At 72.2% G+C, this 13,079-nt stretch carries 11 protein-coding genes; 7 read left to right on the forward strand and 4 right to left on the reverse strand.

Annotated features, from left to right (window positions below):
• Window positions 1-5 precede the first annotated feature (5 nt).
• Window positions 6-1,745: a LuxR C-terminal-related transcriptional regulator gene (locus DFJ66_RS45015; protein WP_121222414.1), complete on the reverse strand. Its 1,740-nt coding sequence runs from the start codon at window positions 1,743-1,745 to the stop codon at window positions 6-8.
• Window positions 1,746-2,063: 318 nt separating this feature from the next.
• Here DFJ66_RS45015 and DFJ66_RS17180 point away from each other — a divergent pair, with 318 nt between their 5' ends.
• Genes DFJ66_RS17180 through DFJ66_RS17190 form a run of 3 tightly spaced genes read left to right on the forward strand, consistent with a single transcriptional unit; the run spans window position 2,064 to window position 5,157 of the window.
• Window positions 2,064-2,294 carry an acyl carrier protein gene (locus DFJ66_RS17180; RefSeq protein ID WP_121222415.1) on the forward strand — a complete coding sequence of 77 codons (231 nt, stop codon included), beginning with the start codon at window positions 2,064-2,066 and terminating at the stop codon, window positions 2,292-2,294.
• Window positions 2,291-3,835, forward strand: coding sequence for a long-chain-fatty-acid--CoA ligase (locus DFJ66_RS17185; RefSeq protein WP_121222416.1), 1,545 nt, complete (start codon window positions 2,291-2,293; stop codon window positions 3,833-3,835). The genes DFJ66_RS17180 and DFJ66_RS17185 overlap by 4 nt, the downstream gene beginning before the upstream one ends.
• 47 nt (window positions 3,836-3,882) lie before the next feature.
• A complete protein-coding gene (locus tag DFJ66_RS17190) occupies window positions 3,883-5,157 on the forward strand; it encodes an SDR family oxidoreductase (RefSeq protein WP_121222417.1) in 1,275 nt (424 codons plus the stop codon).
• A gap of 622 nt (window positions 5,158-5,779) precedes the next feature.
• On the opposite strand, the gene DFJ66_RS17195 is transcribed toward DFJ66_RS17190, so the two are convergent.
• Together DFJ66_RS17195 and ispH are read right to left on the reverse strand one after the other, a co-directional pair.
• Window positions 5,780-7,534 carry a 1-deoxy-D-xylulose-5-phosphate synthase gene (locus DFJ66_RS17195; RefSeq protein WP_121222418.1) on the reverse strand — a complete coding sequence of 585 codons (1,755 nt, stop codon included), beginning with the start codon at window positions 7,532-7,534 and terminating at the stop codon, window positions 5,780-5,782.
• Window positions 7,531-8,475, reverse strand: a complete 945-nt coding sequence (gene ispH / locus DFJ66_RS17200; RefSeq protein WP_121222419.1) for a 4-hydroxy-3-methylbut-2-enyl diphosphate reductase — start codon at window positions 8,473-8,475, stop codon at window positions 7,531-7,533. Before ispH ends, DFJ66_RS17195 begins: the two co-directional genes overlap by 4 nt.
• Before the next feature lie 155 nt (window positions 8,476-8,630).
• On the opposite strand from ispH, the gene DFJ66_RS17205 reads away from it, so the two are divergent.
• The 4 genes from DFJ66_RS17205 to DFJ66_RS17220 all read left to right on the forward strand — a co-directional run bounded on the left by DFJ66_RS17205 (window position 8,631) and on the right by DFJ66_RS17220 (window position 11,726).
• Complete coding sequence (locus tag DFJ66_RS17205; protein WP_121222420.1) at window positions 8,631-9,248, forward strand: hypothetical protein; 618 nt, start codon at window positions 8,631-8,633, stop codon at window positions 9,246-9,248.
• Complete coding sequence (locus tag DFJ66_RS17210; RefSeq protein WP_121222421.1) at window positions 9,245-10,114, forward strand: hypothetical protein; 870 nt, start codon at window positions 9,245-9,247, stop codon at window positions 10,112-10,114. The genes DFJ66_RS17205 and DFJ66_RS17210 overlap by 4 nt, the downstream gene beginning before the upstream one ends.
• Window positions 10,111-10,347: a phosphopantetheine-binding protein gene (locus DFJ66_RS17215; RefSeq protein WP_121222422.1), complete on the forward strand. Its 237-nt coding sequence runs from the start codon at window positions 10,111-10,113 to the stop codon at window positions 10,345-10,347. The genes DFJ66_RS17210 and DFJ66_RS17215 overlap by 4 nt, the downstream gene beginning before the upstream one ends.
• A gap of 74 nt (window positions 10,348-10,421) precedes the next feature.
• A complete protein-coding gene (locus DFJ66_RS17220; RefSeq protein WP_121222423.1) occupies window positions 10,422-11,726 on the forward strand; it encodes a hypothetical protein in 1,305 nt (434 codons plus the stop codon).
• Here DFJ66_RS17220 and DFJ66_RS17225 read toward each other — a convergent pair.
• Entirely contained in the window at window positions 11,713-12,825 is a 1,113-nt protein-coding gene (locus DFJ66_RS17225) for an acyltransferase family protein (RefSeq protein ID WP_121222424.1), read from the reverse strand. The two genes, DFJ66_RS17220 and DFJ66_RS17225, sit on opposite strands and share 14 nt — an antisense overlap.
• Window positions 12,826-13,079 lie beyond the last annotated feature (254 nt).

Here is a 13,079-nt window from a genome sequence, read left to right on the forward strand (position 1 = left end):
GCCGATCAGGCCATCGCGGGGACGTGCCGCACGAGTTCGGCGCGCGAGTTGATGCCCAGGCGCCGGAACAGGCCGCGCAGGTGGTAGTTCACCGTGTGCGGGGACAGCCGGACGCGGGTCGCGATCTGCCGGTTGGTCATGCCCTCGGCGACCAGTCGCGCGATGGCCCGCTCGACACCGCTGAAGGTGTCCCACGCCTGGTTGGACTCGGGCGGTTCGCCCAGGTCGGCGCGGTCGCGCCGGGCCAGCGCCGCCGCCCACGGGTCGGTGTGCACGACCGCGGCCAGGGCGGCGGGGTCCTTCTCCAGCAACGCCCGCGCGTGCGCGGCGGCGGCCACCACGGTGGGCACGGCGGGGTTGGCGGCGGCCAGCCCTTCGGCGCGGGCGACCACGCGGCGGGCCAGGTCCGGGTCGTCGGCGGCGGTGGCGGTGCGCACCAGCCACGCGGCGGCGGCCGGTTCGGCGACCAGCAGCTCCACGCCGGTGGGTGCGGTCACGCCGGTCGAGGCGGCCGCGGCGGCGGCTCGTTCCGGCCCGTACCGGCGGGCGGTGACCAGCAGCGACACCCAGTCGTGCAGGACCGAGCGGACCGAGTGCCCCGGGACGGTCTCGGCGAGCAGGGCCGCGGCGCGGTCGACGTCACCGGTCCGCAGCGCCACCGCCGCGAGCACCGCGTGGGCGTGCGGGTTCAGCAGGAGGACGCCGCTCGTCCGGCAGGCGGCGATCCCGCGTTCGGCCAGGGCGGCAGCCTCCTCCAGACGGCCCTCGACCAGCAGCAACGCGGCCTCCACGATGTCCACGCAGCCGCCGTAGCTGTCGCGCTCGCCGGGTCCGAGGTCGTCGCGGGTGGCGCGGAGCAGGGCGTGGGCCTCGTCCAGGCGGCGCAGGCTGCCGAGCTTGTCGGCCAGCGCGAGCCGCTGCCACAGCCGCCAGTGCGGCACCCGGCTCTCCTGCGCCCGCGCCAGGTGCAGCGACTCCGCGACCAGCCCGCGCCGCCACTTCAGGTTCGACAACACCAGTGCCGCCACAGCCGCACCGGCGGCCCCCCGCTCCCCCGCCGACACCGCTTCGGCCACGCCGTCCGCACGCCGGTCCCCCGCCAGGACCGCTTCCGCCACACCCCCCACACGCCGGTCCCCCGCCAGGACCGCTTCCGCCGCGCCCTCCGCACGCCGCTCCCCAACCAGGACCGCTTCCGCCACGCCCTCCGCACGCCGGTCCCCCGCCAGGGCCAGGGCGGCGAGCCGGGTGGCCGTGGCTTCGTCGGCCAGGCGGCCGGAGGCGGCGTGCACCCGCTCGGCGGCGGCTCGCGCACCGGTCGCATCGCCCTTGAGCAGCAGCAGGTTCGCGAGCAGCCCGTGCAGGTCGTCGGCGTACCGCGCGGCACCGGGCCGGGCCAGCGCCCCGCGCACCAGGGCCAGCGAGCGGGTCAGCTCGTCGGCCGACCGGTCCGCCGCGACCCGCCGCCCGAGCAGCCGGTCGCAGTCGGCCGTCACGGCGTCCCGCAGCACCCCGGGCATGGCCGCCAGGACCGCCGACCACACCGCCTCGTGCCGGAACCGCAGGTCGTCGCCGTCCCATTCGAGCACGTCGGCATCCAGCAACGCCTCCACCGCGCCCAACAGCTGGGTGACCCGCTGCCCGGTCAGCTCGGCGAGGTCCGCGACCCGGCACGTCCGCCCCACCACCGCCGCCACCTGCACCAACGTCCACGCGCCGGGGGTATCGCGCAAGCGGTCGCGCACACGCGCCGGGTCGTCTCCAGCACGGAGCCCGCCGCCGCGATTCCCACCGCCGGGACTCCCGCCGCTGCGATTCCCGCCGCCGTCGTGCACGCGCGCGGGGTCGTCGCCGGTCCCCTCCGCACTTCCGTCCCCATGGCGCACACCGTCATCGTGCATTCGCGGCCCGCGCGGCTCAACACCCCTTACCCGGCGGTGGTCCGCGCGATTACCGGGAAATAGGCGGAACCGGCCGTTCCCGACTACCCACCCGGTTACCCGGGTTTGTTTGGATCTGCCGCGACGGCACAGCGGGAAATTCAGGCGTGAAATGGAGTCCACATGATCGAGGGGCGCGTCCGCGACGTGATCGCATCGGTGTTCTCGGTCCACCCGGACGAGCTGCCCGCGCGGCTCGACCCGGACACCCTGCCGGGGTGGACCTCCCTGCGCCAGGTCCAGCTCGTGCTGGCGCTGGAGCGGGAGTTCGGCGTCGAGGTGGACCCGGTGCTCGTCCCGGACCTGGTGTCCGAGCGGGCGATAGTCGAGATGCTCGCGGAGGCGGCGGCATGAACGGCACGTTCTACGCCAACCTGCGGACCGTCTACGACGTCATCGGGTTCCACGGCTGGCAGCGGCCCGACCACGTGGCCGTGATCTGCGAGGACCGCCGGGTCACCTACGGCGAGCTGGCGCGGTGGAGCAACCGCACCGCCAACGCCCTGCGCGCGCGCGGCGTCCGGCCCGGCGACCGCGTCGCCTACCTGGGCAAGGAGTCCGAGCGGTACTACGAGGTGCTGTTCGCGTGCGCCATCGCGGGCGCGGTGGTGGTGCCGATCAACTGGCGGCTGACGCCGGCCGAGATCCACCACATCCTGCTCGACTCCGGCACGACCGTCCTGTTCGCCGACGACGTCACGGTGACCGATGGTCTGCACGGGCTGCCGGAGCTGCGGCACGTCGTGCCGATCGCCGCGCTGCCCGAGTGGCGCGGCGCGGACGACACCGACAGCGACCCCACGTGGTCGCCGGACCACCCCGCGGCGCAGGTCTACACGAGCGGCACGACCGGCAACCCCAAGGGCGTCGTCCTGGCGCACCGCAGCTTCTTCGCCGTGAAGGCGGCACTGGCGGCGGCCGAGCTGGACTGGATCGACTGGCGGGCCGACGACGTCAGCCTCATCGGCATCCCCGGGTTCCACATCGGCGGGCTGTGGTGGTCGATCCAGGGGTTCGGCGCGGGCATCACGATGGTGTCGGTGCCGGTGTTCGCCGGGAACCAGGCCGTGCGGCTGGTGCGCGAGCTGGGCATCACGACGGCGTGCGTGGTGCCGGCGCAGATGCAGATGATGCTGGCCCCGCCCCGGCCCCGCCGCGAGGACTTCACCACGCTGCGCAAGGTCGTCTACGGCGGGTCGCCGATCTCCGAGGCGCTGCTGGCGCGGTGCCTGGACACGTTCGACTGCGAGCTGGCCCAGATCTACGGGCTGTCCGAGAGCGGCAACACGGCCGTGTGCCTGCCGCCGTCCGAGCACGTCGTGGGCAGCGCGCGGATGCGGGCCGCCGGCCGGCCGTACCCCGGGGTGGACGTCAAGATCGTGGACCGGGACGGGGACGTCCTGCCGCCCGGCGCGGTCGGCGAGGTGTGCCTGCGGTCGCCGGCGGCGATGCTGGAGTACTGGGGCCTGCCCGAGGCGACCGCGGAGACGCTCGTGGACGGCTGGCTGCACACCGGTGACGCCGGTTTCCTGGACGACGGCTACCTGTTCATCCAGGACCGCATCAAGGACACGATCATCGTGGCCGGGGAGAACGTCTACCCGGCCGAGATCGAGAACGCGCTGGCCGCGCACCCGGACGTGCTGGAGGTCGCCGCGGTCGGCGTGCCCAGCGCGCACTGGGGCGAGGTCGTGCACTGCTTCGTCGTGCCGCGCGCCGGCGCCTCGGTGGAGACCCGCTCGCTCACCGGTTTCCTGCGCGGACGCATCGCCGACTTCAAGCTCCCGTCGAGCTACGAGCTGCTCGACGCGCTGCCCCGCAACCCCAGCGGCAAGATCCTGCGCCGCGAGCTCAGGGAGCGGTTCTGGCAGCACCTCGACCGCCGCGTGGCCTAACCCGCCTGCGGAAACCCCTTACCACACTTCACGACAGGCGGAGTCCCATGCGCATCTCCTTGCGACACAACAGCGACTACCAGGCCCTGCGGACCGGTGACCCGACCCGGATAGCCCTGGACTACTCGGAGGACCCGACCGTCGTCGCCCGGTCCCTGCCCCGCAGGCCGGCCGGCGAGCGCAAGACCGTGCTCCTGCTGGGGGCCAACGGTTTCGTCGGCATGCACCTGCTGCGCGAACTGCTGCTCGACACCCGCGTCGGCAAGGTGTACGCGCTGGTGCGGCCGAAGGGCGACCAGACCGGCGAGTCCCGCATCGCCCGCACGGCCCGCAAGTACAAGATGGCGTTGCCTTCCTCGGACAAGCTGGTCGTCTTCGAGGCCGGGTACGTCGAGCCGCAGCTGGGCCTGGACGACGCCCGGTACGAGGAGCTGCTGACGTCGGTCGACGTCGTCATCGACGCGGCCGGTGCGACCACGCACGAGTACCCGTACTCCCGGTACCGGGCGGAGAAGGTCGTGCCGACCGTGGCGCTGGCGGAGTTCTGCCTGAACCGGCGGTTCAAGACGCTGCACGTGATCGGCTCGGTCGGCAGCGAGGTCTACAAGCGGCGCATGGACTTCCGGCGCACCAGCTTCTTCTTCCAGGGCTACAGCCGGATGAAGTTCGTCGTGAAGCACTTGGCGCTGCGCGCGAACCGCGACGGCGTGCCCGTGCACCTGTACCAAGCGCCGTTCGCCCTGGGTGGTCCGCTGACGTCGTTCAAGGACCCGGGGATGGAGTACTCGTTCTGGAACATGATCTGGCACATGGTGCAGCAGGGCCAGACGTGGGAGTCCGAGGCCAGGATCCCCATGGTCGCCGGCGACGTCCTGGCCCGCACGGTCCTGGACAACGCCCTCTCGGAGACCCCACGGGCGATCACCTACCCGGTCACGCCGGTCACGAACGCCGACCTGGCGGCCCGCTTCAACCTGCGAACCGTGCCGTGGCGCGACTTCCGCCGGGGTTTGATCCGCGCCAACCGGGTCCGCCTGGCCGAGGTCGACTGGAAGCACCCCTTCACCAGCACCGCCCGAGCCCGCCAACGAGCAGCCTTCATCCGCTCCCTGTTCCCGAGGTGCCTCCCGACCGCCCTGACGAACATCGACACGGCCGCCCACACCACCCCGATCGTGGTGGGCGCGGACCTGACCCCGATCGACGTCCTGGAAGCCAACGCCCGCAACATCCGCAAACTGGCCAAGGACCTCCCCCCGGAACCCACCCGAGAGTCCCTGGCCCCGGCCCACGCCACCACCCCTCTCCCCACCGCGGCCTAACTCCCACCGCGCCGGGCGACCCACCCGACCACGCCGGGTGTCCCACCGGCCGCGCCGGACCACCGCCCCGGCGTCACCACCACCGTTCGAGCCCGGGCAGGGCACCCACCCCGCCCGGGCTCAACCACACCAGGAACCTCACCGCCCGGAATTGTCGTACCCACGTGGGACAATGGAAGCGGGGGCCGGAGGCCACACCTCGCGCACGCGCGAGGGGGCGGAGCAGCTCTCTTGCGGCGCGACGGGCTGGGCCAACGTGGGAGCGGGCGAGGTGTCGCCGGGTGAGTGCCGCCCGGCGAGTCGCCGGAGCCAGCGAGTCGCCGCGAGCGGGCGTGGACGGTCGAGGTGTGCGGGCTTCGGCGGGCGGCTGGGTGGGCCGCGCGCCCGGTGGGCGGCGCGGCTATCGAGGGTGGCGTGGCTTTGGAGGCTGGCGCGGGTTGGGCTGGTGGTTGGCTGCTTGAGCGCTTGGGCGCGGCCTCCGGCCCCCGCTTCCATTGTCCCACGCGGGTACGACAATCCCAGGCGTGCGCGCGCGACAAACCCAGCCGTGCGCACGCCAAACCCAGCCGTGCGGCAGCCCAAGGGGCGAGGTCGGAAGCCGGCCTCGCCCCTCGCTACCAGCTCACGCCACAGGACGCAGGCCCACCCGCTCGCCCAACGAATCCAACCGCTCCAGCACCGCCGCCGCGATGCCGTCCGCGTCCAACCCGTACCCGCTCAACAGCTGCTCCCGGCTCCCATGCGGCACGAACGCCGAAGGCAGCGCGCAAGTACTCGCGCAAGTGTCACTACCGGCCGCCGCAAGCGCTTGCGCCAAACGTCCGCCCAAAGAGCCGGCAGCAACGGTGTCCTCGACCGCCACCACCAACCGGTGCCCAGCCGCCATCTCCACCAGAGCCGGGTCCAAGGGCGTGGTCCAGCGCGGGTCCACCACAGTCACCTGCACGCCCCGCGCCGCCAGCGCATCCGCCGCCGCCAGGCACTCGCCGGCCAGTGCACCGACGCCCACCAGCAGCACCCGGGCCTCGGGCGCGAACCGCAGCACGTCGACACCACCGACCCGGCGCACCGCGGGAACAGCCGGACCGACCGCCGCCTTCGGGTACCGCACGACCGTCGGACCGGTGCCGTCCTCGACCGCCTCGCGCAACAAAGCACGCAACGCCTCCGCGTCCCGAGGCGCGCCAATCCGGATCCCGGGCACGACCGGCAGCACGGACGCGTCCCACATCCCGTGGTGGCTCGCGCCATCGGGTCCGGTGATCCCCGCCCGGTCCAGCACGAACGTCACGGGCAGCCCGTGCAGCGCCACGTCCATCAGCACCTGGTCGAACGCCCGCGACAAGAACACCGAGTACACCGCCACCACGGGGTGCAGCCCGGTCATCGCCATCCCGGCCGCGGCGGTCACGGCGTGTTGCTCGGCGATCCCCACGTCGAACACCCGATCGGGGAACCGGGCCGCGAACGGACCCAGCCCCACCGGACCGGGCATCGCCGCGGTCAGGCACACGACGTCCGGCCGGGACGCACCGATCGCCGCGATCTCCTCCCCGAAAACCGAAGTCCACGTCTGGCCACCACGCCCCACCGGCCGGCCGGTCGAAGGGTCGAGCACACCCACGGCGTGCATCCGCTCACCATCGTTCTCGGCGGGCGCGTACCCCTTGCCCTTGCGGGTCACGCAGTGGACGACGACCGGCCGCCCACACGAAGCCGCAGTCCGGAAAGCGGTTTCCAGGGCCACCACGTCATGACCGTCGACCGGTCCGACATACGCCAGCCCCATGCGCTCGAACACCGAGGACCCACCGCCAGAGCGCAGGTCGTCCAAGTGCGCGGCAAGCCCACCGACCGTGGGCGCATAAGACCGGCCGTTGTCGTTGAGCACCACCACGACCGGCAAGTCCGGCGAGGCACCCAGGTTGTTCAAGGCCTCCCAACACATGCCACCGGTCAGAGCACCATCCCCGACGACCGCCACCACCCGCCGCGAACCCTCGCCCCGCACGCGGAACGCCTTCGCCACCCCATCGGCGTACGACAGGGCCGTCGACGCGTGCGAGTTCTCGATCACGTCGTGCGCCGACTCCTCGCGCGCCGGGTACCCGGACATCCCGCCCGCCTGCCGCAGCCGGTCGAAGCCGCCCGCGCGCCCGGTCAGGACCTTGTGCACGTAGCTCTGGTGACCGGTGTCGAACAGCAGCACGTCGTGCGGCGAGCGGAACACCCGGTGCAGCGCGATGGTCAGCTCCACCACGCCGAGGTTCGACCCGAGGTGCCCGCCCGCGGCCGACACCTTGTCCACGAGGAACGCCCGGATGTCCGCCGCGAGCCCGTCCAACTCGGCCGGCCCCAACGACTCCACAGCGTTCACAGCGACCTCACCGCACCGGGCACGGTGAACTGGATGGTCTCCCGGGTCGCCTCGCGCTCCACCACGGTCACCGGACCGCGCTCCCGCAACGCCTCGACGACCTCCGACACCAGGTGCGGCGGGGCGGACGCGCCGGCCGTGACACCGACCCGGCCCGCACCGTCGAGCCACTCCGGCCGGATCGCTCCGGCGTCCTCGATCAGGTACGCGGGACGCCCCTCGCGCCGCGCGATCTCCACCAGGCGCTGGGTGTTCGCCGAGTTCGCCGACCCGACGACGAGCACCACGTCCGACTCGGCGGTGATCATCCGCAGCGCGGCCTGGCGATTGGTGGAGGCGTAGCAGATGTCCGCCGAGCCGGGACCGCGCAGGGCCGGGAAGCGCTCGCGCAGCACCGCCAGCACGTCGGCGGTCTCGTCCACCGCCAGGGTCGTCTGGGTCAGGTAGGACACCCTCTCCGGGTCGGCCACCGACACCGCCAGCGCGTCCTCCACCGACTGCACCAGGACCATCGACCCGGGCGCCTCCCCCAGCGTGCCCTCGGTCTCCTCGTGGTTGTCGTGGCCGATCAGCAGGACCGTGTCCCCGCGCTCGACGAACCGCCGCGCCTCGGAGTGCACCTTGGCCACCAGCGGGCAGGTCGCGTCGAACACCTCCAACCCCATCCGCGCGGCCTCGGCCCGCACCGCCGGCGACACCCCGTGCGCGGAGAACACGACGGTCGCCCCGGTCGGCACCTCGTCCAGCTCCTCCACGAACACCGCGCCGCGCGCCTCCAGGTCGGCGACGACGTGTGCGTTGTGGACGATCTGCTTGCGGACGTACACCGGGTGCTCGCGACTGGCGAGCGCCCGTTCGACGATCTCGATGGCACGCTCCACCCCGGCGCAGAACGCGCGCGGCGCCGCGAGCAGTACCGTGCGTGACTCGACTACGGACATCGTGCGCTCCTTTCCACGCTTTGCCGCGAGTATTGGCCGCACGTCTCGCACTCCGGTCGCACGCGGGTGGAACGCTCGCGGGAGCGCGTCCACTTACCCCGGAGTTACTCCCGCTTGCTTCACTTCCCTTGGCAGCGCAGGAGAAGAGGTGCCCCATGACGACCCGGCTCGACGTTCGCGACCTCCCGTGGCGCGACACCTGGCGCGCGGCGCGGTTGCTCGCGCAGGCGTACCGCGAAGGCGTGATCTGGGATTCGATCGCGCGCATCCCAGCGTGGCGCAAGCAGGTCGCGCTGACCCTGCTGTACCTGGCGGAGCTGGTGATCTGCCGGTGGGAGAAGGGTTTCCTGCTCGCGGCGGTGCGCGGGACGCGGCTGGACGGCGTCATGATCTGCTACCGGCACGGTGAGCGGCCGACCCCGTGGTGGGGCTGGGCGCTGCGCTCGATCGCGTGCGTGGTGGCCGGTCCGCGGGCCGTGGTGCAGGGCGTGCGGCTGTCCAACGACCTGGACCGCCTGAAGCCGCGCGAACCGCACGTCTGGTACGCCGTGCTGGGCCGCCGCGACGACTCCCCCGGCGTCGGTTACGTCCTGCTGCGCGCCGGCCAGCAGCGAGCGGACTCCCTTGGCCTGCCCGGGTACCTGGAGACCTCGGCGGGTGAGGAGCAGGTCCGCATCAACGAGATGCTGGGTTGGACCTCGCGGGACCACTACGTGCTGCGCAACGGCAAGGTCGTCCGGACGATGTGGCGTGATTGCCCGGTGGCGTCATGACGGCGTTCGCGATCCCCCTGGCGCACCGGCAGGACGACACGTCCCGCGCGGCGGCGATCGAGATGCTCGGCGGCGCGGACGCGTTGGACGCGTTGGTGCGCGGCGGACTCCCGGTCGGCCCGGACGACCGGTTCGACTCCCACGACCTGTTCAACTTCGCGCTGCGCTCCGGCGGCGGGCGGACCGTGCCGGAACAGGCGTTCGCGTTCGCCCTGCGGTGGATGCGGTCGCCCGCGGAAGCCTTGCTCGAGCCCCGGACGTCCCGGTTCTCCCTGTCCCTCACGTGTTCCTGCGACCCGGTCACGCTCGCGCGCCCGCACGCCGAACCGTACGGCGGCTCCGTCTCGGACGTCACCGCCGCCACCCGCGAGCTCACCGCCACCGTGCGCACGGTCGGGTCGCTGGTCCCCCTCCGCTCCGAGATCCTGCGCGACGAGGTCGAGGCGTTCGCGAACCTGGGCGTCCGGTGGGTCAAGCTGCCCGACGCGCTGCGCGAGGACGTCGACCTGGTCACCGCGCACCGCGTGGCGACGTGCGAGTCCGCGAGCCTCTACCTGGCCCGGCGGTTCCGCGACGCCGGCTACCTCGCCGACACCCGCATCGGCTGGGTGCTCGGCATGCTCGACCTGGTCCACGCGTGGGTGGAGGTCGTGGACGACGACGGCGTCACCAAGGTCGTCGACCCGGTCTTCGCGCTGCTGGCCGACCTCGTCCCGGGCGCGAACCCGCTGCTCACCGACCCGGCCGTGGCCCTGCGCACGAACCGGCTCGTCCCGACGGACCTGACCGTCGGCGGCCGGGTCGCCGGCCACGCCTGCGGCGCCACGCCGCGCACCAAGATCACGCCAGTGAAGGAGACGCCATGACCGTGCCCGCGTTCATCACCACGTTCCTGAGCGCGAAGTGCCCGGACAGCGGGCCCATCGGCGAGCACGAGGACCTGGTCGACAAGGGCGTGCTCAACTCCATGCACTTCGTGGAGCTGCTGTACCTGATCGAGGCCGAGCTGGACACCGAACTGTCCCTCGACGACGTGACCGCCGACGACCTGCGCACCATCGCCGCCATCCGCGACCGCTTCTTCCCCGAGCCGGTCTGACCCGCGAGCCGGCCCGGTTGAAATCCGGGTGCCCCGACCGCCATCATTCGCTCGCCTTTCGAGGGGGGAGAACCATGGTGGTCTTGGCCGAACGGCTGCGCGGAATCGTGCCCGAGCACAGACCCGTGCGCCGGCCGTGGACGTTCTACCTGGCCGGTTTCGTCGCCGCCGTGGCGTTCCAGCTGGTCACCCCGGCGGGCCGGTCGCACCTGGACCACGTCTGGGCCGAGGACGGCGCACGGTTCCTGCTCGACGGCGTCAAGGAGCCGTTCCTCACGAACCTGATCACCCCCTACGGCGGCTACCTGCACGTTGTCCCCCGCCTGAGCGCCGAGCTCGTCTCCCTCCTGCCCCTGACCTGGGCGGCAGTGGGCTTCGCCCTCGCCGCGGCCGTGCCCCGCGCGCTGGTGGCGCTGATCACCTTCGCCGCGTCGGCCGGCTACCTCCGCTCCACGGCCCTGCGCGTCGGCCTGGCGGCCCTGGTGGTCGTCCTGCCGGTCGGCAACTCGGAACCGCTGGGCAACGTCACCAACCTGCACTGGTTCCTGCTGTACGGCCTGTTCTGGGTGCTGCTGTGGCGCGACGCCCCGCGCGTACCGGCGTTGCTCTTCGTCGCACTAGCCACCCTGAGCAGCCCTTTGGCCTTCCTGCTGGCACCCCTGGCCCTGCTCCGCTACCTCACCCACCGCGACCGCGTGCTCCCGGCAACCTTCGCGCTGGCAGCAGCCGTGCAGGGCACCGTCATGGTGTTCGCCGAGCGCACGCCGTACTCCCACGACCCGGTCGACCCGGTCCAGGTCCTGCTGGCGACCCTGCTCCGCGTGCCCGTAGCCGGCTTCACCGGCTCCGAACAGGTGGCCGACCTCTACCCGCGCTTCGGCAACGCCCCCACGGCGATCGCCCTCGTCCTGATCGCCGTCCCCGTCACCGCGGCCCTGGTCTGGCGCGACCGCCCCGCCCGCTTCCTCACCGTGACCGCCGCCGCCTACAGCGCGGTCACCATCACGTCGTCCCTGGTCGCGAACTGGACCGTCGCACTCCAGGTCCAGCAGCCGGGCGTGGTGACGACGTCCCAGCGCTACAGCGTCCTGCCCTGCCTGCTGCTGTTCACGGCCGTCGCCGTGGGCCTGGACGCCACCCCGACCCGAGGCCGCCGACTGGTCATCACGACCCGAGCCGTCATCGCGCTCACCCTGCTCGCCGGCGTCGTCCAGCACACCCGCGACCAGTCCGGCGTCCTCACCGGCACGAGCTGGACCGACAGCGTCACCGCCGCCGAAGCCCAGTGCTCCGCCGGCACCCGCCCGGTCGGCCGTTTCGTGCACGAGCCCACGGGCTGGTTCTTCGAACTCCCCTGCGAGCTCGTCACGCGGGGGTAGGCACCGGCACCGGCTCCACGACCACCTCGCGCGTGGACCGGCGAGCAGCGATGATCCGCCGCCCCCACGCGATCGCCGGCTGCTCGAACCACCGGTAGACCACGTCCGCCATCAGCAACGACACCAGCACCACGACGACCGCCGTGAGCGTCCCGTTCACCGCGAACCGCGGAATCGTGAGCACCACGATGAAGTGCGCGATCCCCTGCACCAGGTACAGCGAATAGGACCGATCACCCACGAACCGCATCGGCGCGGTCGACAACACCCAGCGCACCGGCCCCCGCGACACCAGCACGACCAACAACAGCGCGACCACCGCGGCGTACCCCACCAGCAGCAACGTGTTGTTGCGCGTGCTCGCCCACAGGTCGGTCATGTTCACGTGCAACCACAGGAACGCCCCGACGACCGGCACCGCCGCGAACGGGTGCGTCAACGGCCTGACCAGCACGAACGAGCGCTCGTTGTGCATCAGGACGGCCAGCAGCGCACCGATCAGCAGAATCGCGTAGTGGACGGTGGACTCGTACAACGTCGTCAGCGAGAAATCCATGATCCAGCCGCCGGTGAACGGGATCAACGCCACCATCGCACCCAACGCGACCACCGCCACCGCGATCCGCCGCTTCACCGCCGCGACCCCGACGACCACCATGAGGGCGGGCCAGAACAGGTAGAACTTCTCCTCGATCCCCAACGTCCACGACCCGCTGAAGAAGTTGTCCGGCCCGGTCGGGTTGGCGGCGGGCAGGAACTCGTTGAAGAAGGTCAGGTAGTAGGGCAGGGCAGTCGGGAACTCCCGCGCGAAGAACTCGCCGCGCAACCAGCAGAAGAGGACGACGAACCCGAGGATCACCAGGTAGGGCGGCAGGATCCGGAACACCCGCCGCAGGTAGAAGGCCTTGAGCGAGATCCGCCCGGTCGTGCTCTGCTCGCGCAGCAACAACGTGGTGATCAGGAACCCGGACAACACGAAGAAGATGTAGACCCCGACCCACCCGGACACCCACAGCCACTGGGGCCCGGCGAAGTGCGAGACGACCACGATCACGGCCGCAACGGCCCGCAACCCGTCCAACGCGGGAAACCGCCGCATGGCCCTGAACTCGGCATGGCTCAACACCGCGCACAGCCCTTCCCGTCGGACTCCACACGCCACCCCGGCGCCAGGACCGCCACACGGTACCCGAGCCCCACCCCGCCACGTACACGGCCGAAGCGCCGCACGCGCACGCCCGCAGGGCGCCACGCTTTCGCGATGCTGCCAAGCCCACGGGAAGGGCCTCGGTTTCTTCCCCCCGTACGGCCTGGGCGCAGCCCAACCGCGCTTGGCCCGTTTCCGCAACCAGC

The organism is Saccharothrix variisporea (genome assembly GCF_003634995.1).
Taxonomy (GTDB): domain Bacteria; phylum Actinomycetota; class Actinomycetes; order Mycobacteriales; family Pseudonocardiaceae; genus Actinosynnema; species Actinosynnema variisporeum.

Excerpts from the sequence above, each read along its gene's own strand:
- ispH (WP_121222419.1), bottom strand. The coding sequence starts at position 8,475 with ATGTCCGTAGTCGAGTCACGCACGGTACTGCTCGCGGCGCCGCGCGCG.
- DFJ66_RS17185 (WP_121222416.1), top strand. The coding sequence starts at position 2,291 with ATGAACGGCACGTTCTACGCCAACCTGCGGACCGTCTACGACGTCATC.
- DFJ66_RS17215 (WP_121222422.1), top strand. The coding sequence starts at position 10,111 with ATGACCGTGCCCGCGTTCATCACCACGTTCCTGAGCGCGAAGTGCCCG.
- DFJ66_RS17225 (WP_121222424.1), bottom strand. The coding sequence starts at position 12,825 with ATGCGGCGGTTTCCCGCGTTGGACGGGTTGCGGGCCGTTGCGGCCGTG.
- DFJ66_RS17180 (WP_121222415.1), top strand. The coding sequence starts at position 2,064 with ATGATCGAGGGGCGCGTCCGCGACGTGATCGCATCGGTGTTCTCGGTC.
- DFJ66_RS17190 (WP_121222417.1), top strand. The coding sequence starts at position 3,883 with ATGCGCATCTCCTTGCGACACAACAGCGACTACCAGGCCCTGCGGACC.
- DFJ66_RS17205 (WP_121222420.1), top strand. The coding sequence starts at position 8,631 with ATGACGACCCGGCTCGACGTTCGCGACCTCCCGTGGCGCGACACCTGG.
- DFJ66_RS17210 (WP_121222421.1), top strand. The coding sequence starts at position 9,245 with ATGACGGCGTTCGCGATCCCCCTGGCGCACCGGCAGGACGACACGTCC.
- DFJ66_RS17220 (WP_121222423.1), top strand. The coding sequence starts at position 10,422 with ATGGTGGTCTTGGCCGAACGGCTGCGCGGAATCGTGCCCGAGCACAGA.